Source organism: Nonomuraea guangzhouensis (assembly GCF_019396345.1).
In the GTDB taxonomy this organism is placed as follows: domain Bacteria; phylum Actinomycetota; class Actinomycetes; order Streptosporangiales; family Streptosporangiaceae; genus Nonomuraea; species Nonomuraea guangzhouensis.
In genome coordinates this window covers 276,640-295,541 of the sequence record NZ_JAHKRM010000005.1, presented here as the reverse complement: position 1 = coordinate 295,541, position 18,902 = coordinate 276,640, and the positions used below count along the sequence as shown (strand labels likewise).

Below are 18,902 nucleotides of genomic sequence, written 5' to 3'. Positions count from 1 at the left end.
AAAACCATAGTGACTTCGAATATGCAACAACTCCAATTTCGTACTCGCTCTGGTTTTTAGGCGATCGCCTCACGTACCGCCGGGGCGATCTCCTGAGCCCAGCGGGCCAGGACAGTGAGGTCCGCGGCGCCGTGGCCGGTGGAGAAGAGGGTGAAGCCCGACGCGCCATGCTCCAGCACGGCGCCGGTCAGCTCCTCGACCCACTGGTCGACGGAGCCGCCGACCCAGCGGCCGTCGTGGTCGCGGGTGGCGGGCAGCGGCTGGTCGGTGATGCGGCCGGGGAAGTTGAAGACCGTGCGGATCTCGCTCGGATCGCGGCCGACGGACGCCGCCGCCTCGTCGATGACGGGCCGCGAGGTCCGATAGCGCTCGCTGAGCCAGTCGGCCGCGTGGCCGGGGATCCAGCCGTCGGCCACCCGGCCGGTGGCGGCCAGGGATTTCCGGCCGACCGACCCGGTCCACACGGGCGGCGCGGCCACGGGAGCGGGCTCGATCTGGTTAACCTGGTAGTGGCGGCCTTGGTAGGTGACCGGAGGGCCGCCGCCCGACAGCAGCTTGACCAGGACAATCGCCTCCTCGAAGGCGTCCACGGCGTCGCCGGGCGTCAGCCGCGGCACCCCCATGTCGGCGATGCGATCCCAGAGCCCGCCCGCGCCCATGCCGAGCACGATCCGGCCGCCCGACAGTGCCGACAACGAGGTGACCGTTCTGGCCAGCATGGGAGCGGGCCTGGTCGGCAGGTTGGTGACGTTGGCGAAACCGGCGATGTGCTGCGTACGCCCGAGAATGAAGCCGAGCGCGGCGTAAGCGTCCAGGCGCTGGCCGATGTAGGGATGGTCGGACAGGGTGAAGATGTCGAGCCCATCCTGGTCGGCCTGCTCGGCCATGCGCAGCAGCTCGGATATGTCGTCGATGCTGGAATGCGCACCAAAACCGAAGACGACGTCATGTGTGGTCATTAGCGCTCCACTGCAAAAGAAGTTGAGTTCGCATCACGAACAATATTAGTTCGTAGAGCGAACTGCAACCTCAGCGCAGGGAGTCTGGTTCCACGAAGACGGTGGGCACCTTGTTGTCCGTCACGACGCGGCCGAGCAGGGCGGCGAGCGTGTCGAGCTCCGCTGGGGCGAACCCCGCGGTCAGTTGCTCGACGCGGCGGCAGGTCTCGGCGTAGAACTCGTCGGCGAGTTTGGCGCCCTGTCTGGTGAGCGCCACCCTTACCGCGCGGGAGTCCTGGGGATCGGGCTTGCGCTGGACCAGGCCGTTGCGCTCGGTACGATCAACCAGGCCGGTCAGGCTCGACTTGGCCAGGCCGAGCACCGCGCCGAGCTCGCTCATGCCGTACGGCTGCGCCATCAGGACGCACAGCAACTGACCCTGCTGCTGGGTGAGGCCGTATTCGCGGGCGGACTCTGCGTACACGGCATTCACCAGGAATGTGGACCGGACCAGTGCCGCCACCGTCCCGATCTGGCCGTCAACTTGTTCACTCACCGGGCCAGAATAACAAATTCGTGGGACGAACTATCATCTCATGGTATCGGGAAACCGCGTCCCCCGACCGTGCCAGCGCGGCGTCCGGATCGTTCAACGCGGATCCGACCGCCTCATCCAGAAGGTCCGCCCGTGGTCGGCAGCCATCAGGTCGGACACGGTGCGGATGCCGTCCAAGACGGAGTTGTCGCTCTGCCGGCGACGTAGGTGCGGCGCTGCCCGTCGATTCCGGTTCGCAGCCATGCTCCACATGCTGTCGTCCGAGCCGCCGAAGGTGGGTGGCCGGTGGCCGCGCATCGTGTTCGCCGAGTACGCCAACGACGGCCACGGGGTGCCGATCCTGTTCGGGACCGAAGTCCGTACTACGGCAGCCTCCTGGAGCAGTGCCCTCACTGGCAGGCAGGACGACTATGAGCGCCGTCACGGAGGAGATCATCACACAAGCGGCGGCCGAGGCCGGCATCGAGCTGGGCGATCTGGCCGACCGGATCGCCCAGCAGGTTCAGGCACTGTGTCGGCGGGCTCCGCTATGTTCGGAGGTGGCACGTCGCAACCACCAGCGGCCGCCCGCGGAATGCGGCCCGCGTCACTTTGCCCGACTGTCAGCCGTAGTTCTGCATCCAGGCCATCACGGTGTGAGACTTGGGGCTGAGCCAGAGGTGTACGCGGTAGACGGTGCCGATCCTCGCAGAGGAGACGCGGTAATACTTCTTCGTGCCATCGCACGGGAAGGTACGGGCCTTACTCGCCCTGTAGTAGACGCCTAAGCGCCTGCGGTCGAACCGCACCGTCGCCCGCGTGCCGTCGCCGCCGCTCCAGCACTGGACGACGGCCTGCAGGACGCGAGCCTTGTTATTCCGACCTGGGCCTATCAGCGTCTTGCCCTTGGTATGCCCGGACCAGAGGGTGAACCATCGGTCTGCGGCGGACGACGCCTTGGCGTTCACACCGACTGAGGTTCCCGCCGGCGCGAGCGCGGGTTCGGGGGTGGACGCTTGGGCCGCCGGGCCGAGAAGACCTGCGGCGATCGCACCGGTGGCGATGGTGTAAATGAGCTTTCTCATCATGCTGCCTTTCCCTTGTGGTCAAGCGCTGTCGAGCGCTCTTCAGGAAGGTAGGCCGGTGCATGTGGAGTTGACGTTGAGGATCTGTTGAGGGGCGCCGGAGCGGGAGACTCGGCGAACACGCGGATGGACTCGCCCGCCCGGTAGCGGCCGGGCGAGCTGGTGGCGTTCGGCGTCGATCCTCGCGTGATCGCCTGGCATCACGCCGCACGGCGGGCGGCACGTAGCTCGTCGCGGTCCTCCGGCGTGGTCGGTACGGAGTGACCGGCCCAGATACACCACTCGATGACGGCCAGGTCGTCGTAGTCGTACACGGTCTCCCGCCCGGCGCGGCCGAGCACGCGAGAAAGAGAATGGGGCGGCACACGCACCGTCAGAGACGCGCCCAGTCCCGCGCCCCTGCTCCGGTCCAGATCAGAAAGGGGTCCGAGGGCCTTGGGGTGCCGCCCGCAGGGCGTGTGACACGGAAGATCGCGCGAGCGCAACTGTTGGCGGCACCGCCAACATACCTGCAGTGTGCTCGGCGACCTTGCCTGCGGAGGTGCCCTCCAAAGCGAACGCGGAGGGCACCCGGTCTGGCCAGAAGAGGGTCAGTCGCAGTGCACGTTGTTGAGCTTGAGGGTCTTCCCGTCCGGCACCGCTCCGGCAACGTCAATACACTGGTCAGGCGCCGAGACATACACCGGCCCGGCGTAGTACGTGTACTGCCCTCCATTTTTCTGTTCCCCGCTGCCGTCACCTCTTGAGATCTTGACGCTCTTCCAGCTCGTGGTGTTGGCGTAAGCGCCGTAGCCATACGTCAGGGCGCAGTTCTTTCCGGTGCTGGAGCTGTAGTACACCTCCAAAGTGCCCGTGCGGCAACCACTGGCTCACGGCCGCCACCCGCAAGTCGCGCTCAGTGTGACGGTTGGCACATGGCTACGGCTGTGGTCGGTTTGTGCACGCGGAGTGGACATCCCAGCAGACGCCTCCTTCTGCCACAGGGCCTTCGAGCAGGCCATTGCCGAAGTGGCGGTGATGGCCAAGGCGTTCACCTCGGGGATGGTGGGCGGAGCGGACGCCCACTGGGCCAGTTGGGCGCCGGGCCGGGCCACGGGGCCTGGTGGCGACGCGGTGCCGGTCCATTCGGCGGGTCGGAGATGCCGGGCCCGTGCTCGGAGGGGCTGAGGGGCATTCGGGAAGTGGCGGGTCCGAGGGGGAGGTCGCGGCGAGGGGCAGGCAGGACTGGTACGCGGGGCTGATGCGACGGTGGGAGGGGATCGCCCGGCACGCGGCCAACGGGCCGGGGTCGATCATCGATCGCGGATGAACTGTTACCGAGGAACCGCGTCCCGCAGCCGTGCCAGCGCGTCCGGATCGGTCAACGCGGATCCGACCGCGACCCCCCGGCACCCGGCGGCGAGGAAGGCGGCCGCGTTGTCGGCGTTGATCCCGCCCGTCGCGACGAAACGGACGGCGGGGAACGGCGCGAGCTGCGCGGTGATCCAGCCGGGGCCGAGCTGCTCGGCGGGAAACGCCTTGAGCCAGGTGAAGCCCTGCGCCAGAGCCGTCGCGATCTCCGTGGAGGTGGCCACGCCGGGCAGGTGGGGGAGCCCGAGCCGCCGCGACTCGGCGACGACCTCGGGGTGCAGGCCGGGCGCGACCGTGAACGCCGCGCCCAGACGGCTGACCTCCGCCAGCTGTTCGGCGGTGGTCACCGTCCCCGCGCCGACGCTCTTGCCGTGCCGCCGCGCCGCGTCGAGCGCCGCGCGCAGGGACGGCAGGGCGTCGGGCGTCTGTACGGGCACCTCGATGAGCTCCACTCCGAACGCCCAGGCGCGCTCGCACATCTCCACGGTCGCCTCGGGATCGAGGTGGCGGAAGATGCCGAGAATCGGATTACGGTCGAGGTGCCGGCCGAAGAATTCAGCGGCGTCCATGTGCGTCTCCTCCCCAGCCCAGGGCCTTCGAGACCTGGTGGGCCGCTTCGCGGAAATCGTCGATGTGCGCGCGCAGCTCCGGCAGCGGCGCGACCGCTCGCAGAGCGGTGATGGAGATGCCGTGGGTGACCAGGCCGCGGGCGTCGAACACCGGCAGCGCCAGGCAGTTGATGTAGTCCTCGTGCTCGCCGTCGTCCTCGGCCCATCCCCGTTCCCGGGTGAGCGCGAGGTCCGCCTCGAGCGCGTCGGCGTCGGTGATGGTCGTGGGCGTGAAGCGGCTGAAGGAGGCGTGTGCCAAAATTCGCTCCCGAATCTTCTCGTCCTGGTAGGCGAAGATGACCTTCGCGACGGCCGCGGTGTGCGTCTGGGCGGGCAGCCCGATGCGCGAGCCCATGGCCACGGTGCCCCGCCCGTCGATCTTGTCGACGTAGACGACCTGGTCTCCGGCCAGCTCGCCGAGGTGGACCGTGTGGCCGTACTTCTCGCTCAGCTCGTGCAGGATCGGGTGCGCGAGGGAGCGGGCCTCGACCTGGTCGAGAGCCAGCTGGCCGAGCGCGATGAGCTGGAAGCCCATGCCGTACGCGCCGCCGGGCACCCGCCGGACGAACCCGCCCTCTTCCAGCGTCTGCAGCAGGCGCAGCGCGGTCGACTTGTGTACGCCCAGGTGCTCGGCGATCTGACCGAGCGTGCGGTGTCGTACGGAGACGAAACCGATGATGTCAATGGCACGGGCGACGGTCTGCGACATGGGTCCGCGCTCCTTCGGTGAGCAGCGTGACGATCTCGTCAGCGGGGGGAAGATCGGCCAGGTCGGCCGGCGACATCAGAACACGGGAAGCCGCGTAGTGCCCCAGCCGCAGCCGGGTCGCCTCGTCGCGGCCGTCCAGGAACCCGCTCAGCCAGCCGGCCGCGAAGGCGTCGCCCGCGCCGACCGCGTCCAGGACCTCGACCGGCGTCGACGGCTCGCGGTGGACACCCGTGGGGGTGAAACTGACCGCCTCGATCGCCGCGTCCTTCACGATCAGGTACGGCGGACCGTCGAGCAGCTCGCGCACGCTCTCCGCGTCCGACGTCCCCCACAGCCCCGCCGCCTCGTCCCGCCCGACGAAGACCACGTCGGCGCGCCGCGCGAGCTCCAGGAGCACGTCGGGCGCGTCGCCCGACCACAGGCCGGGACGGTGGTTGACGTCGAAGCTGACCACGGAGGGCCGCAACGGGCGCTCGAACACGATGTGCCGGGTCAGGTCCAGGCTCGGCTCGGAGAGCGCCGCGGTGATGCCGGAGATGTGCGTCACCCGGGACGGCAGCGCCGCCCACCCGGCGACCTCGGCGGCGGTCATGGCCGAGGCCGCCGAACCCCGCCGGTAGTAGTAGACCGAGGTGCCCGACGAGGTCGGGTCCTTGAAGTACACGGCCGTGGGCCGGTCGGCGTCGCGGCGTACGAGATCGACGTTCACCCCGTGCGCGCGCAGCGTGTCGACGATGATGTCGCCCAGCGGATCGCGGCCGACCGCGCTCGCCCACGCCGTGCTGTGGCCGAGCTGGGCGAGCAGCGCCGCCACGTTCGACTCCGCGCCGCCCGGCCGCAGGATGTACGTGCTGTCCGCGTCGAGCCGCCCGTCGACCGGAGTGACCATCACCATGGTCTCCCCGATCGCGAGCACGTCCACTGGTCTCATCGGCTGCACATCCTCCGCGCGTTGCATATGTTGCAATAGCTCTGCTTTATTTGCAATATATCAAGCAGCCGGACTGATTGCTAAGTGGGGAGTTCCCCATTTAGTCTGGCCCGCATGACACTAGGCGCCGACGATCGCGCGGCCATCACAGAGCTGATCTCCCTGCACGGGCACCTGTTCGACGACGGCGAGCTGGACCGGCTGGACGAGCTGTTCACCGCCGACGTCGTTTACGACGCCTCGGACTTCGGCGTCGGATCGCTGGAAGGGGTGGCGGCGATCAGGGCGGCCGCGCTCACACTGGGCGCGGCGAACCCCGTCGGCCATCACGTCACGAACGTCGTGCTCACCGAGATCGCCGACGGCCAGGTCCGCGCCCGATCCAAGGGGATCAGCATCATGGCGGGCGGCACCTGTGGAAGCGTGACCTACGACGACGTCATCTCGTACGGCGACCAGGGGTGGCGAATGAGCCACCGCAAGATCATCGCGCGCCGGACACCCCTTGGCGGACGTCATGCGATCAGCCAACCGGACGAATCTGGGCATACCGGCTAGCAGAGTCGAACTCGGGCTCTATAGGATCCGCGAAAGCGCTTTCCCTTGCCCGGGATCCACGACTCAGACGCCGAGTGACACCACCCGGGTCAGACGTCTGGAGTGAAGATGCGAATCGCGTCGTTGCAGGGCACTGATCTGTTCGTGGGCTCCGTGTCCGCGCCACGCCAGGTCGTCCGGGTGACGCTGACCGATGTGCCGGGGCCGGTACGGGTGTGGGTGGAGGGTCCCGCCGTCACCACGCCCGAGCCCATGACGGTCACCGGTGACGGAGAGGCCGAGGTGGGGGTGCTCATCGCCGCGCCCTCGCCGGAGGGCTCCGTCCACCGGGTCACCGCCGTCGCGGAAGGCGCGGGCGAACGCCGTACGCTCGACGGGAGCGTCGAGGCGGCGGGCACCGGCTGGACGATGTGGATGGTCTCGCACTTCCACTACGACCCGGTCTGGTGGAACACCCAGGCCGGGTTCACCGAGGTGTGGCACCAGCTACCCGACCTGCCGTGGGTCGGCAAGCTGCGGCCGCCCTTCGCCCGTACCGCCTTCGACCTGGTACGCGCGCACCTGGACGCGGCCAGGCACGACGACGACTACAAGTTCGTCCTGGCCGAGATCGACTACCTCAAACCGTTCTGGGATGTCTTTCCAGAGGAGCGGGAGCAACTGCGGCGCTTCCTGGCCGAGGAGCGGGTCGAACTCGTCGGCGGAACCTACAACGAGCCCAACACCAACTTGACGCACCCCGAGTCGAGCATCCGCAACGCGGTCTACGGCATCGGCTATCAGCGGGACGTGCTCGGCGGCGACCCGCGTACCGCCTGGATGCTCGACGTCTTCGGCCATGACCCGGCCTTCCCCGGACTGATGGCCGACGCGGGGCTGGACTCCGCCTCGTGGGCGCGCGGGCCGTTCCACATGGTCGGCGCCAAGCGGCACACCGGCGACATCACCCGCATGCAGTTCCCCAGCGAGTTCGAGTGGGTCTCGCCGTCCGGGCGCGGGCTGCTCACCAGCTACATGTCCAACCACTACGTCGCCGGCTGGGACGTGGAGCGCAAGGCGACGCTCGAAGAGGCGATGGCTGAGGCGTACAACCAGTTCAGCGAGCTGAAGAAGGTCGCGGCGACACCCAATGTGCTGCTGCCGGTCGGGCACGACCACAACGTGCCGTCGCGATGGTGCACCGAGGTGCACCGCGCGTGGGCCGCCCGCTACGTCTGGCCCCGGTTCAGGGTCGGCCTGCCCCGCGAGTTCTTCGCCGCCGTACGCGCCGCCGCCCCGCGGCGCGGGATCACCCCGCAGACACGGGACATGAACCCGGTCTACACCGGCAAGGACGTCTCCTACATCGACACCAAGCAGGCGCAGCGGGCCGCCGAGGTCGCCGTGCTCGACGCCGAGCGGCTCGCCACCCTGGCCGCGCTGCTGGGCGAGCGCTACCCCAGCGAGGCGCTGGACAAGGCGTGGCGGCTGCTGGCGTACGGCGCCCACCATGACGCGATCACCGGCACCGAGTCCGACCAGGTGTACCTGGACCTTCTCGCGGGCTGGCGGGAGGCGTACGAACTGGGCGCGGCGGCGCGGGACAGCGCCATCACGAGCCTCGCGTCCCATGCCGACACCGAGGGGGTGGGCCGGCCGATCCTCGCCGTCAACACGTTGTCCTGGAACCGCGACGGCGTCACGACCGTGCGGGTCTCGTTCCCCGAACCGGGAAGGACCGGCGCGGAGCTGCGTGACGACCGGGGCGAACCCGTCCCAGCGGTGGCCGAGGGGGTGCTGCGCCACCCGGATGGCACCGTGGCGGAGCTGATCCTCACGTTCGTCGCCCGTGACGTGCCGTCGCTGGGCTTCCGCGTCTACCACCTGGCCCCCGCGCCCGATCTGCCCGCCGGGTGGACTGAGGAGCCCGGAGGCGCCGCGATCGAGAACGAGACGTTCCTGATCGAGGCCGACGCCGCCCGAGGTGGCGCGATGACCCGCGTCCTCGATCGGCGTACCGGCCGGGAACTGCTGCGGCCCGGCGGACTCGGCGGCGAGCTCTACCTGCAGGACGAGTATGCGGAGCACCCGGTCTGGCACGAGGGCCCGTGGCACCTGCTGCCGAAGGGGCCCGGCGTCGGCACCCGGGAACAGGCTACGACCGTACAGGTGCGGAGGTCTCCGGTCGGTGGCCGGATCGTGGCCGTCACCCGCCTCGCCGACCTGCGGGTCACCCAGGAGACGACCCTGTGGGACGGGATCGGCCGGATCGACTTCCGTACCCACGTGGACGGCTCGATCGGCCGCGACCACCTGCTGAGGGCACGGTTCGACCTCGACCTGCCCGGCGCGCTGCCGGTCAGCGAGGTCGGCTTCGCCGCGATCGGCCGATCGTTCGGCTTCCCGAACTCCGACGCGGGAGAGCACCTGTACACGCTGGACAACCCCGCGCACACCTGGGCGGGCCTGTCGGCCACGGCGCGGATAGCCCTGTCGCTCGCGGACGGCCGCCGCGAGGACCACGCGATCGGGGTCGCCGAGGTGGTGGCGTCCGGAGACGGGGACCGCATACGCGCCCTGCTCGACCGGCTGGCCGCCTGCGGCGTCACCGCCACGCTCACCCGGCCGGACGGCCCGCGCTACGGCGCGCTCGACGGCGACTCCAACCTGCCCGACGTGCGTATCGTGCTCGGCGACGCCGACGCGAACGCCTTCGCCGGGCTGGTCCTCGGCGCCGCACCGGAGGGCTGCCGGGAGGCGCTGGCACGGCACGGGCGCGTGTTCGTGCCCGCCGGCCGCACCCGACGCGAGGCCTGGGTTCCGGGCGCCGACCTGCGCGGCGTACGGGATCTGCCCGTGCTCATCGTGGCCGGGTCCGCCATTGACGATGTCATTGACGACCTCGCCGACTCGGTGATCGACGTGCCCGTCCCCGCCGGACTGCCCGGCACTGCGGAGCCGGTCGACGACTACTCGGTCGCCGTGGTCAACCGCGGCACGCCCGGTTTCGTGGCCGAGTCCGACGGCACCTGCTACGTCTCGCTGATGCGCTCCTGCGGGGCGTGGCCGAGCGGCGTCTGGATCGACGGCCCGGCCAGGACGGCCCCCGACGGCAGCAGCTTCTCCCTTCAGCACTGGACGCACACGTTCGACTACAGCCTGGTGGCAGGGGCTGGTGACTGGCGCGCCGCCGGATTCGTGCAGGCTGGGCAGGAGGTCAACCACGCGGTGCTCGCGCGTCAGGTGGACGCGTCGCCGGGGCCGCTGGCCGCCCGGACGAGCCTCGGCGGGGTCGAGCCGTCCAGCGTCGTGTTGACCGCGTTGAAGCCGCGCGGAAACCCGATGGCCTCGGGGCTGTCCGGCGACATAGACCTTGCCGCCGGTGTCACCGTGCGGCTCTACGAGTCGGCCGGGTCGCCCGCGGTGGCGCGCGTCCGCCTGCATGGCGGCCTGACCGACGTCGAAGTCGCCACGGTGCTTGAGGCGACGACGCCTGCGGAGGCGACGCCTGCGGGGGCATCGCCTGCGAAGGCGACGCTTGCGGTGGCGACGCTTGCGGGGGTGGGGGAGCGGCTCGGCGACGCGGTGATCCCGCTGCGGCCCGCCGAGATCGTCACGCTGGGCGCGCGGGCGGCCCTGGAGCCGGGTCACGCGGCCGCCCACGTCGAGCCCGCCCAGCCGGTCTTCACCCGGTACTGGCTGCACAACAAGGGTCCCGCCCCGGCTGGGTACCTGCCGGTCGCGGTCCACGTGCATCCGGTGGCGCTGAGGATGGGTCCGGGCGACGAGGAGACCGTGCGGGTCACCGTCGCCTGCTCGGCCCGGTCCACCGCCGGCGTGGTGGAGCTGGACGTGCCCGATGGCTGGGCGATGGCCGGGGCCCTGAAGTACGACCTGGAGGCGGGGGAACACGCCGAGTTCGAGACAGTCCTGCGGCCACCCGCCGATGCCGGAGCCGGGATCTACTTCGTCGCCGCCCGCATCCGCGACGACCTGGGCCAGACCCTGGAGGACGTGGTCACCGTGACCGTCGGCGACCCTGAGCCCCGCGAACCGCTCACCGTGACGCTGGGTACGGCCGGGCTGGAGGTCGTGCCGGGCGGGCGGGCGAGGCTCACCGTCGAGCTGGTCAATGATGCGCACACCGAGGTTCGCGGAGAGGCGCAACTGCTCAGCCCGTTCGGCACGTGGGGCGCCGGGACGGGGGAAGTGCTCTCCGGCCCCTGGACGCAGGGCTTCGCCGTTCCCGCCGGAGGCCGCGTCCCGCTGCACTTCACCGTCCGGGCACCGGGCGACGCCCGGCCAGGGGCGCACTGGTGGGCGGCGGTGAAGGTCAACGCCTTCGGCCGGGTCCACTATACTCGGACGCTCCCCGTCGAGGTGCGAGCTTTGTCAGGAGAATATATGTAAGAAAGTCAGGACAATGTATTGACGCAGGTCTTTGCGAGGCGTTTGGATGGGTGACCTGTCGGCTCGCCGCGTACGACGGAGACAGGCGGCGCAATGACCAATTTGTCAACTGGTCCGGTCATAATGACAATCATGATCTCCCGAGTTCCCCGCCTGGAGTCCCTCGCCGCCCTTGTCGACCTCGACAAGACCAGCGCTGTCCCGCTCTACTTCCAGGTGGCGCAGCAGTTGGAGGCGGCCATCGCGGGCGGCATGCTGCCACCGGGCACCCAGCTCGACAGCGAGATCGAGCTGGCCGACCAGCTCATGGTGTCGCGACCCACCATGCGCAAGGCGATGGAGATCCTCGTCGACAAGGGCCTGATCGTGCGGCGGCGGGGAGTGGGCACCCGGGTCGTCCAGTCCCAGGTCCGGCGTCCGCTGGAGCTGAGCAGCCTGTACGACGACCTCAAGAGCACCGGCCAGGAGCCGACCACGACGGTGCTGTCCAACACCGTCAAGCCGGCTTCCGCGACGGTCGCGGAAGCCCTCGGGCTGGCCGAAGGGGCGCCGGTGATCGCGATAGCGCGGCTCCGGATGGCCCACGACCAGCCGCTCGCCAAGATGCGCAACTACCTGTCCCCCATGCGGCTTGAGGTCAGGACCGACGCGCTGGAGAGGCAAGGGCTCTACGAGCTGATCCGGGCGGCCGGCATCCGGCTGCACGCGGCGACCCAGACGGTCGGCGCCCGCAATGCCACGGCGGCGGAGGCCCGGTTACTCGGGGAGAGCCGGGGCGCCGCCGTCCTGACCATGGAGCGCGTCGCCTATGACGACAGCGGCACGCCCGTGGAGTACGGCACGCACATCTACGCCGCGGCCCGCTACAGCTTCCGGATGAACCTGCTCATGGGCTGATCGATGAAGAGATAGATGAACGACGAACATGTTGACGCCGCGTTCACCGCGGCGGTCCAGACTGCCCTGACCGGGCAGGTCGAGGCGATAATCAACGAGGGCGACGGCTGGGGTCACCTGGAGCACCGCCAGTTGGCCGAACGCATCCTGGCCCTCGTCGCGTACGGGCGGGACGGCCGGCTGCTCGATCACGCGGCCCGGCTCGCCACCCGGCTGCGCGAGCTACAGGGCCCCAGCGGGTTGTTCGCCGGTGGTGACAACGTCGACTCCCCGCCGGACTCCGCGTTCAGCGTCAACGATCTCGCCGACGCCCTGTGGCTGCTGCGGCACAAGCCTCCCGGCGCCCCACGCGGCGATCGTGCTGCCGGCCACGGGCCGGTGGACTTGCTCGACCCCGGCGCCGCCGAGCACGGGCTGGTGGACCTGCTCGACGACCTGCTGACGGCGGTCACCCCGGCCTTGACCCGGGGCGGCGTGCACACCCCCAACCACCGCTGGGAGATCTCGGCCGCCCTGGCCAGGCTGCACCGGCTCGCGCCCGACCGGGCGCCGGCGGAACGGGTCGGCCAGTGGCTGGGCGAGGGAGTCGACATCGACGACGACGGGCTCTACTCCGAACGCAGCGCCAACTACGCCGCGTTCGTGTCGAACCCGTCGCTGCTCGCCATCGCCGAGGTGTTCGACCGTCCCGACCTGGTCGACGCCGTCGAACGGAACCTGGACGCCACGCTCGATCTGCTGCTGCCGGACGGGACCGTCGAGACGGTGCTCTCGCGCCGCCAGGACCAGCGGCAGCCGCTGCCCCTGGCGCCCTACCTGCTCCCGCTGCGCCAGATCGCGCTGCTGCGCGGCCGGGGCGACCTCGCCTGGGCGGCCGGGCTCGCGTTGTCCCAGGGGATCGTCTCACCGGCGCGCGCGGCCACGGAGCTGATCCTCGACCCCGGCATCGGGCGTGAGCTGCCGGAACCCGTCCCGCCCCGGAGGCCGCGGCACCGCGTCTTCGGCGCCGCGGGACTGCTCGTCGACCACCGGCCCGCGACGACGACCGTGGTCTTCGGCGGTTCCGACTATCCCCGTCACCGACGCGTCCGTTCCGGGCTGGCGAACTCCCCGACGTTTCTCCGCCTGTTCGCCGGGGCGGCCGTCCTGGGGGACGTGCGTCTCTCGCGGGTCTTCTTCGGCCTTGGACCGTTCCGCGCCGCCCGATCGCTGGTAGAGCGCGATCGGGGGAGCACGACCGCGACGCTCACGGAGTCCGTGTCGGCCTCCTACTACCAGCCGATGGCTGATCAGCTCCGCGACGCGCGCGGCCATTACGCGCTGGTGGACGATGGCCGGTTCAGCGCGGCGATGGACTTCGGCCGGCGCGCCCGGGACGAGGTCTCGCTGACCACCACCGTCCACGTGGCCATCACGGACGCCGGGGCCGAGCTGACCGTCGACCAGGAGGGCGCGGCCGTGGACTGGGCGCTGGAGCTGGCTTTCCGGCCCGGCGGGCGGATGATGGGCGCCCTGGCACTGGACGAGCACTCCTGGCAGCTCGACGGGGGAGAGCCCGCGGTCTATCGCATGGCCGACGACTCGATCACGGTCACCATGATCGAGTCGTCGATGGCCGCTTCCCATGCGGTCCCCGCCTACGAGCCCGGCGAGGAGTACCGGTTCCTCGGGGGCACCGACGCCGTGTCGGGAGAGCGGCTGTACGTCGCCGGACGGGTGCCGGGTAGGGTCCGTTTGCGTCTCGCGGCCGACCATCACGTGGGATGAAACCACAGTTCAACGGCCCATCGCGCATTTCATCTTGACGTACATATGTCCTGACTATTGACCTAGTAAGCGCTTTCCGGTTAGCGTCCGACGCCACAGGCCGATGACCCCCGAGGAGACGCCATGACGACTTCCGTGACAGCCCGGAGACGACTCACTCGCTGGCGCTTGCTGCCAGTGACCGTTGCCGCGGCGCTCGCCCTCACCGCGTGCGGTTCGAGCTCTGACGGGGGCTCCGGCGCCAAGAGCATCAGCTTCTGGCTCTCGGCGAGCAAGGCCCAGGCGCAGGGCTACTACGACCTGGCCAAGGAGTTCGAGGCCAAGGAGGGCGTCAAGGTCGAGATCGTCAACATCCCCACCGACGGCTACCAGGACAAGCTGCGCCAGGCCGCGCAGGCCAACTCCCTGCCCGACGCGGCCAGCGTGCCCTCGCTCGACACCATCTGGATCAACCAGCTCCAGGACATCGGCGCCACGGCCAACGCCCCCGCAAACAAGATCAACAAAGACCTGCTCACCGTCAAGGACGGCAAGACCCTCTGCATCCCCTCCGACCTGACGGCGGCCGGGCTGTTCGTCAACAAGACCCTCTTCGACAAGGCCAAGGTCAAGATCCCCGCCGACCCGAACCAGACGTGGACCTGGGACGAGTTCCTGGCCGCCGCCAAGAAGGTCCGCACTGCCACGGGCGCCAAGTACGACCTGGTCTATGACCAATCCCCCGCGCGCATCAGGGCCTTCATCTACAACAACGGAGGCAAGGGCTTCCAGCTCGGCGCGGACAACAAGTACGCCACCCCCGACGACGCCACCGTGCAGGCGCTGTCGAAGTTCGTCTCGCTGAACGACGACACCGTCATGCCGAAGTCGGTCTGGACCTCGGGCGCCGACCCGAACGCCCTGTTCAAGAGCGGCCAGGTCGTCGCGTACTTCTCCGGCGTCTGGCAGGTGGCCGACTTCGCGGACAGCATCACGAGCTTCGACTGGGCCAGCGCGCCGACGCCGGGACCCGTTCACGCCACCGACATCAACCTCGGCGGCAAGGTGGTCGCCTTCAACAACGGTGACAAGGCCGAGCCCGCCAAGAAGTGGGTGGACTACATCTTCCAGCCCGCGAACTACACGAAGCTCGCGCAGGTCAACGGCTACCTGCCGGTGGAGTCCGGTCTCACGCTGAACTACCCGTTCACGAAGAAGGCGGCCCTGGACGCGTTCCAGCTTTACATCAAGGAGATCGAGCTGGCGGACCCGATCTCCTCCTCGGGGCAGCAGAGCGGGACGAAGCTCCTGCTCGCCGGCAAGTCCATCCAGGAAGACCCGACCAAGGACGAGGTGGCCAAGCTGATCAATGGTCAGCAGGACGTCAAGAAGACGGTCGACAACATCGTGTCGGGACTCAACCAGCAGGTCGGCTGATCGTAGAGCCCGCTGGCACCTTCCCGGTGCCGGCGGCCCGGGTGGTGGAGAACGCGGAAGAAAGAGGAGAGGGCAATGGCGGAGAACATCCCGCGATCGGCGGGGCACGCCGTGGAGACGCGGGCCGGGACCGCGTCGCGCCGGTGGTTGCGCCGGCGGACCCGGCGGCATGACCGCTACACCTTGGCACCCCTGCTGCTCATCGCGTCCAACCTCGCGCTGTTCCTGCTCTTCTTCGCCTGGCCCGCCGCCATCGGCCTGGGCTACTCCTTCACCAGCTACACGGGCGTCGGCTCGGCGCCGTTCGTGGGTCTGGACAACTACCAGCGGCTGCTGAACGACGAGGCGTTCTACGCCGCGCTGGTCCGTACGCTGATCTTCACGGCGGCCGTCGTCCCCCTGACGTTCGTCGCCGCGCTGAGCACGGCCGTGCTGCTCACCAGCCCGTACAGCCGTGGCAAGACGGTCGCGCGGGTGATCTTCTTCGTGCCCTGGCTCATCTCCCCGATCATCGCCGGTGTCATCTGGCGCTGGATCTTCGGTGAGAACTTCGGGCTCGTCAACTACATCATCACCGTGTTCGGCGGAGAGGCGGTGCCGTGGCAGTCCAACGCGAACCTCTCCCTGGCCATCGTGGTCATCGCCGCGGCCTGGGGTGGCACCGCGCTCAACATGCTGATGTTCGTCGCGGCCATCAAGAACGTGCCGACCGCGTACTACGAAGCCGCCTCCCTGGACGGCGCGGGCTCGTGGGCCAAGTTCCGCCGCATCACGCTGCCCTCGATCGCACCCACGTCCTTCATCGTGATCCTGCTCAGCACCCTGGGATCGATGAAGGAGTACGCGCTCATCCAGGCGGTCAACGCCGGCGGTCCAGGCACCGAGAACAACCTGCTCATCCAGTACATCTTCACGACGGGTTTCCGCCGTGCCCAGATCGGTTACGCGAGCGCGGCGTCCTTCGTGCTCATGCTGATCCTGATGATCATCGCTGTCGCGCAGTTGGTCATCAACCGCCGGAAGGAATCCTGAGATGGACAACCTGCTGCCGAAGAAGGTCTGGGCGACGGCAGCCCTGTGGTTCCTGGGCGCCTTGTATGGTGTTCCCGTCCTGTGGTTCCTGCTCAGCTCCTTCAAACCGGCGGGAGAGCTGTTCTCCTATCCGCTGACCATCTTCCCGAAGCAGCCGACCATCTCCGGCTTCACCGAGGCCTGGACGAGCTTCGACTTCAGCCGCTACTTCGGCAACACCCTCATCGTGGCCCTGTCCGCGACCCTCATCACCATCGTGACGAGCGCGACCTGCGGGTACGCCCTGGCGAAGTACACCAACTGGTGGCTGCGCGCGTTCACCCTCTGCATCCTGGCCACCACGATGCTGCCGGGCGAGGTCATCCTCTCCCCCCTGTTCCTCATCGTCCGTGACCTGGGTCTGTACAACAGTCTCGGCGGCGTGGTGGCTCCCTCGGTGATCACGGCGACGGGCACCTTCATGTTCCGCCAGTTCTTCCTGAGCGTGCCGCGCGACCTGCTGGACGCGGCCCGCATCGACGGCAGCGGGGAACTGTCGACCTTCGTCCGGATCATGCTCCCGCTGTCCCGGCCGATCATCATGACCCTGGCCATCATGTCGTTCCAGTGGCGGTGGAACGACTACATCTGGCCCCTCGTGATCCTCAACGACCCGAAGGAGTTCACTCTGCAGATCGGCGTCGCGAGCATCGTGGGCGCGGAGAACGTCAACTGGTCGGTCCTGCTCGGGGCGTCGGTCCTGTCCATGATCCCCCTCGTCGTGATCTACCTGATCTTCCAGAAGTACGTGATGAACGCCGACCTCAACGCGGGCCTGAAGGACTAGAAGAGCTAGAGGGCGCGTCCCGTCATCGGCCCTGCAGCCGGAGCAGCGCCCGATACATCGCGGTAGGCGTCGGCGGGTCGGGGAGCGGCTCCGCACCCGGCCCGGCGAAGGCCTGGAGCAGGTACGCCAGCAGCCGCCGGTAGGTGCCGGGCGCCGCGTCGGCCGTGGCGGTGATGACGCCCGCGCAGGCCATCAGCAACATCACGAGGTCCTCGGGCACGAAGTCGGCACGCAGCCGGCCGGTCGCCTTGGCCCGGTCGATCAGCTCGACGAAGCCGTGATAGGCGCGGGCGCGTTCGGCCTCGAACTCCTTGGCCGTCGGCAGGCTCAACGTCAGCAGGTCGGCGAAGCCGCGATCGGTGGCCTGCATGGCGCACACCGTCTCCAGGTAGCGGCAGAAGCCGTGCCAGGGATCCGGATCGGCCAGGGCGACGCTGACCGCGTCGGCGTAGGCGGCCATCTTGTTGTCGAACGCGGCCGCGATCAGCTCGTCCCGGGTGGGAAAGCGCCGGTAGAGGGTGGCGATGCCGACCCCGGCCTGGCGGGCGACCTCCTCGATGGGCGCGTCCAGCCCCTGCTCGGCGAAGACGCGGCGGGCGGCGGCGATGATGCGCTCACGGTTGCGGGCCGCGTCCGCGCGCAGCGATGGCGGGGTAGTCACCTCCCCAGCATACAAGTGGAGGAAGTCCTCCAGTTGTGCTGTTACGCTGATTCCTAAATGGAGGAGACCCTTCATTTACTTCCAGGAAGGACCGCCATGCGCGCTCTGGTCGTTACCGCCGTTCCCGGCAGCCCCGCACTGACCGAGGTGCCCGCCCCGGCCCCCGAGGCCGGTGAGCTGCTGGTACGCGTCGCCGCCACCTCCGTCAACGGCTTCGACGCGGCCACCGCCGCCGGGATGCTGCAGGGGATGATGGAGCACCGCTTCCCGCTGGTGCTCGGCAAGGACTTCGCCGGAACGGTCGAGGCCGTCGGCTCGGACGTGACCGGTTTCATGGCCGGTGACGTGGTTTTCGGGGTGGTGATGAAGCCGTTCCTGGGCACCGGCTCGCTCGGCGAGTACGTCACCGTCACGGCCGGCTACGGCGTCACGCGCGTCCCCGACAAGCTCGGCGTCTCCGAGGCGGGCGCGCTGGGCTTGGCCGGCGCGGCCGCGCTGGCCGCCGTCGAGGCCCTCGACCCCCGCGAGGGGGAGAGCCTGCTGATCGTGGGCGCGACCGGCGGGGTCGGCGCGCTCGTGCTCCAGTACGCCCAGGCCCGCGGCGCCAAGGTGATCGCCACCGCGCGACCGGGCGCCGAGGCCGACTTCGTCCGCGACCTGGCCGGGGACGGCGTCGACGTGGTGGACCACAGCGGCGACCTGGCGGCCCAGGTCCGCGCCCTCGCGCCCGGTGGGGTGACCGCGGGCCTGCACCTCGCCGGTGACGGCACCCTGGTGGCCGATCTGGTGGCCGACGGCGGGCGGTTCGCCTCCACCCTGGGGTTCGCGCCCGAAGGCGACCGGCTCGCCGCGACCGCGATCATGGCCGACCCCACCGTCGCCATCCTGGACCGGCTGGCCGCCGACGCCGCTGGCGGCGCCATCCGGGTGCCCGTCACCCGCTCCTACCCGCTGGCGGAGGCGGCCCAGGCGTTCGACGACTTCGGCGCGGGCGCCATCGGCAAGCTCGCCATCACCCTGGGCTGAGACCGTCCGCACGACCCATGTACGAAGAGTCCATCTCCGATGACGTTGGGTGACGGTAGATTTCCCGTGTGGCGAACGGAGCGGATTTTCGCGAGGCCGGGATCGGAGCCGAGCGGCGGCGGCGGTTCGCCGACCCCGCCGCCGGCTGCCCCTATCCGGGGCTGATGTCCTTCC

17 protein-coding genes are annotated in these 18,902 nt (G+C 69.5%); 8 read left to right on the top strand and 9 right to left on the bottom strand.

The annotated features are described in order from the left end of the window. Positions 1-56: 56 nt before the first annotated feature. The 8 genes from KME78_RS12055 to KME78_RS12020 all read right to left on the bottom strand — a co-directional run bounded on the left by KME78_RS12055 (position 57) and on the right by KME78_RS12020 (position 6,156). Positions 57-959 carry an LLM class flavin-dependent oxidoreductase gene (locus KME78_RS12055; protein ID WP_219528919.1) on the bottom strand — a complete coding sequence of 301 codons (903 nt, stop codon included), beginning with the start codon at positions 957-959 and terminating at the stop codon, positions 57-59. Between the two features lie 70 nt (positions 960-1,029). Further along, complete coding sequence (locus KME78_RS12050) at positions 1,030-1,494, bottom strand: MarR family winged helix-turn-helix transcriptional regulator (RefSeq protein ID WP_219528918.1); 465 nt, start codon at positions 1,492-1,494, stop codon at positions 1,030-1,032. Positions 1,495-2,096: 602 nt separating this feature from the next. After that, the gene (locus tag KME78_RS12045; RefSeq protein ID WP_219528917.1) at positions 2,097-2,561 is read right to left on the bottom strand and encodes a hypothetical protein; all 465 of its coding nucleotides are present in this window, start codon (positions 2,559-2,561) and stop codon (positions 2,097-2,099) included. Between the two features lie 197 nt (positions 2,562-2,758). Then, positions 2,759-2,899, bottom strand: a complete 141-nt coding sequence (locus KME78_RS12040) for a hypothetical protein (protein ID WP_219528916.1) — start codon at positions 2,897-2,899, stop codon at positions 2,759-2,761. Between the two features lie 249 nt (positions 2,900-3,148). After that, positions 3,149-3,397: a hypothetical protein gene (locus tag KME78_RS12035; RefSeq protein WP_219528915.1), complete on the bottom strand. Its 249-nt coding sequence runs from the start codon at positions 3,395-3,397 to the stop codon at positions 3,149-3,151. Positions 3,398-3,871: 474 nt separating this feature from the next. Further along, positions 3,872-4,477 (bottom strand): bifunctional 4-hydroxy-2-oxoglutarate aldolase/2-dehydro-3-deoxy-phosphogluconate aldolase, encoded by a 606-nt coding sequence (locus KME78_RS12030; protein ID WP_219528914.1) that lies wholly within the window; start codon positions 4,475-4,477, stop codon positions 3,872-3,874. Continuing rightward, positions 4,464-5,225 carry an IclR family transcriptional regulator gene (locus tag KME78_RS12025; RefSeq protein WP_219528913.1) on the bottom strand — a complete coding sequence of 254 codons (762 nt, stop codon included), beginning with the start codon at positions 5,223-5,225 and terminating at the stop codon, positions 4,464-4,466. Before KME78_RS12025 ends, KME78_RS12030 begins: the two co-directional genes overlap by 14 nt. Next, entirely contained in the window at positions 5,197-6,156 is a 960-nt protein-coding gene (locus KME78_RS12020; RefSeq protein ID WP_246650927.1) for a sugar kinase, read from the bottom strand. Before KME78_RS12020 ends, KME78_RS12025 begins: the two co-directional genes overlap by 29 nt. 114 nt (positions 6,157-6,270) lie before the next feature. Here KME78_RS12020 and KME78_RS12015 point away from each other — a divergent pair, with 114 nt between their 5' ends. The 7 genes from KME78_RS12015 to KME78_RS11985 all read left to right on the top strand — a co-directional run bounded on the left by KME78_RS12015 (position 6,271) and on the right by KME78_RS11985 (position 17,041). Continuing rightward, on the top strand, positions 6,271-6,714 hold the full coding sequence (locus KME78_RS12015; RefSeq protein WP_219528911.1) for a nuclear transport factor 2 family protein: 444 nt from the start codon (positions 6,271-6,273) through the stop codon (positions 6,712-6,714). A 108-nt stretch (positions 6,715-6,822) separates the two neighbouring features. Further along, positions 6,823-11,103, top strand: coding sequence for a glycoside hydrolase family 38 N-terminal domain-containing protein (locus KME78_RS12010; protein WP_219528910.1), 4,281 nt, complete (start codon positions 6,823-6,825; stop codon positions 11,101-11,103). 132 nt (positions 11,104-11,235) lie between these two features. Beyond that, positions 11,236-12,000, top strand: a complete 765-nt coding sequence (locus KME78_RS12005; protein ID WP_219528909.1) for a GntR family transcriptional regulator — start codon at positions 11,236-11,238, stop codon at positions 11,998-12,000. A gap of 15 nt (positions 12,001-12,015) precedes the next feature. Further along, on the top strand, positions 12,016-13,767 hold the full coding sequence (locus KME78_RS12000; RefSeq protein WP_219528908.1) for a hypothetical protein: 1,752 nt from the start codon (positions 12,016-12,018) through the stop codon (positions 13,765-13,767). Positions 13,768-13,890: 123 nt separating this feature from the next. Then, entirely contained in the window at positions 13,891-15,183 is a 1,293-nt protein-coding gene (locus KME78_RS11995; RefSeq protein WP_219528907.1) for an extracellular solute-binding protein, read from the top strand. Between the two features lie 75 nt (positions 15,184-15,258). Continuing rightward, positions 15,259-16,215, top strand: coding sequence for a carbohydrate ABC transporter permease (locus tag KME78_RS11990; protein WP_219528906.1), 957 nt, complete (start codon positions 15,259-15,261; stop codon positions 16,213-16,215). 1 nt (position 16,216) lies between these two features. Further along, complete coding sequence (locus KME78_RS11985; protein ID WP_219528905.1) at positions 16,217-17,041, top strand: carbohydrate ABC transporter permease; 825 nt, start codon at positions 16,217-16,219, stop codon at positions 17,039-17,041. Positions 17,042-17,063: 22 nt separating this feature from the next. Here the strand turns inward: KME78_RS11985 and KME78_RS11980 are convergent, their stop codons facing one another. Next, positions 17,064-17,702: a TetR/AcrR family transcriptional regulator gene (locus tag KME78_RS11980; RefSeq protein WP_308126906.1), complete on the bottom strand. Its 639-nt coding sequence runs from the start codon at positions 17,700-17,702 to the stop codon at positions 17,064-17,066. A gap of 96 nt (positions 17,703-17,798) precedes the next feature. Here KME78_RS11980 and KME78_RS11975 point away from each other — a divergent pair, with 96 nt between their 5' ends. After that, on the top strand, positions 17,799-18,728 hold the full coding sequence (locus KME78_RS11975; protein WP_219528903.1) for an NADP-dependent oxidoreductase: 930 nt from the start codon (positions 17,799-17,801) through the stop codon (positions 18,726-18,728). The last annotated feature ends 174 nt before the right edge of the window (positions 18,729-18,902 follow it).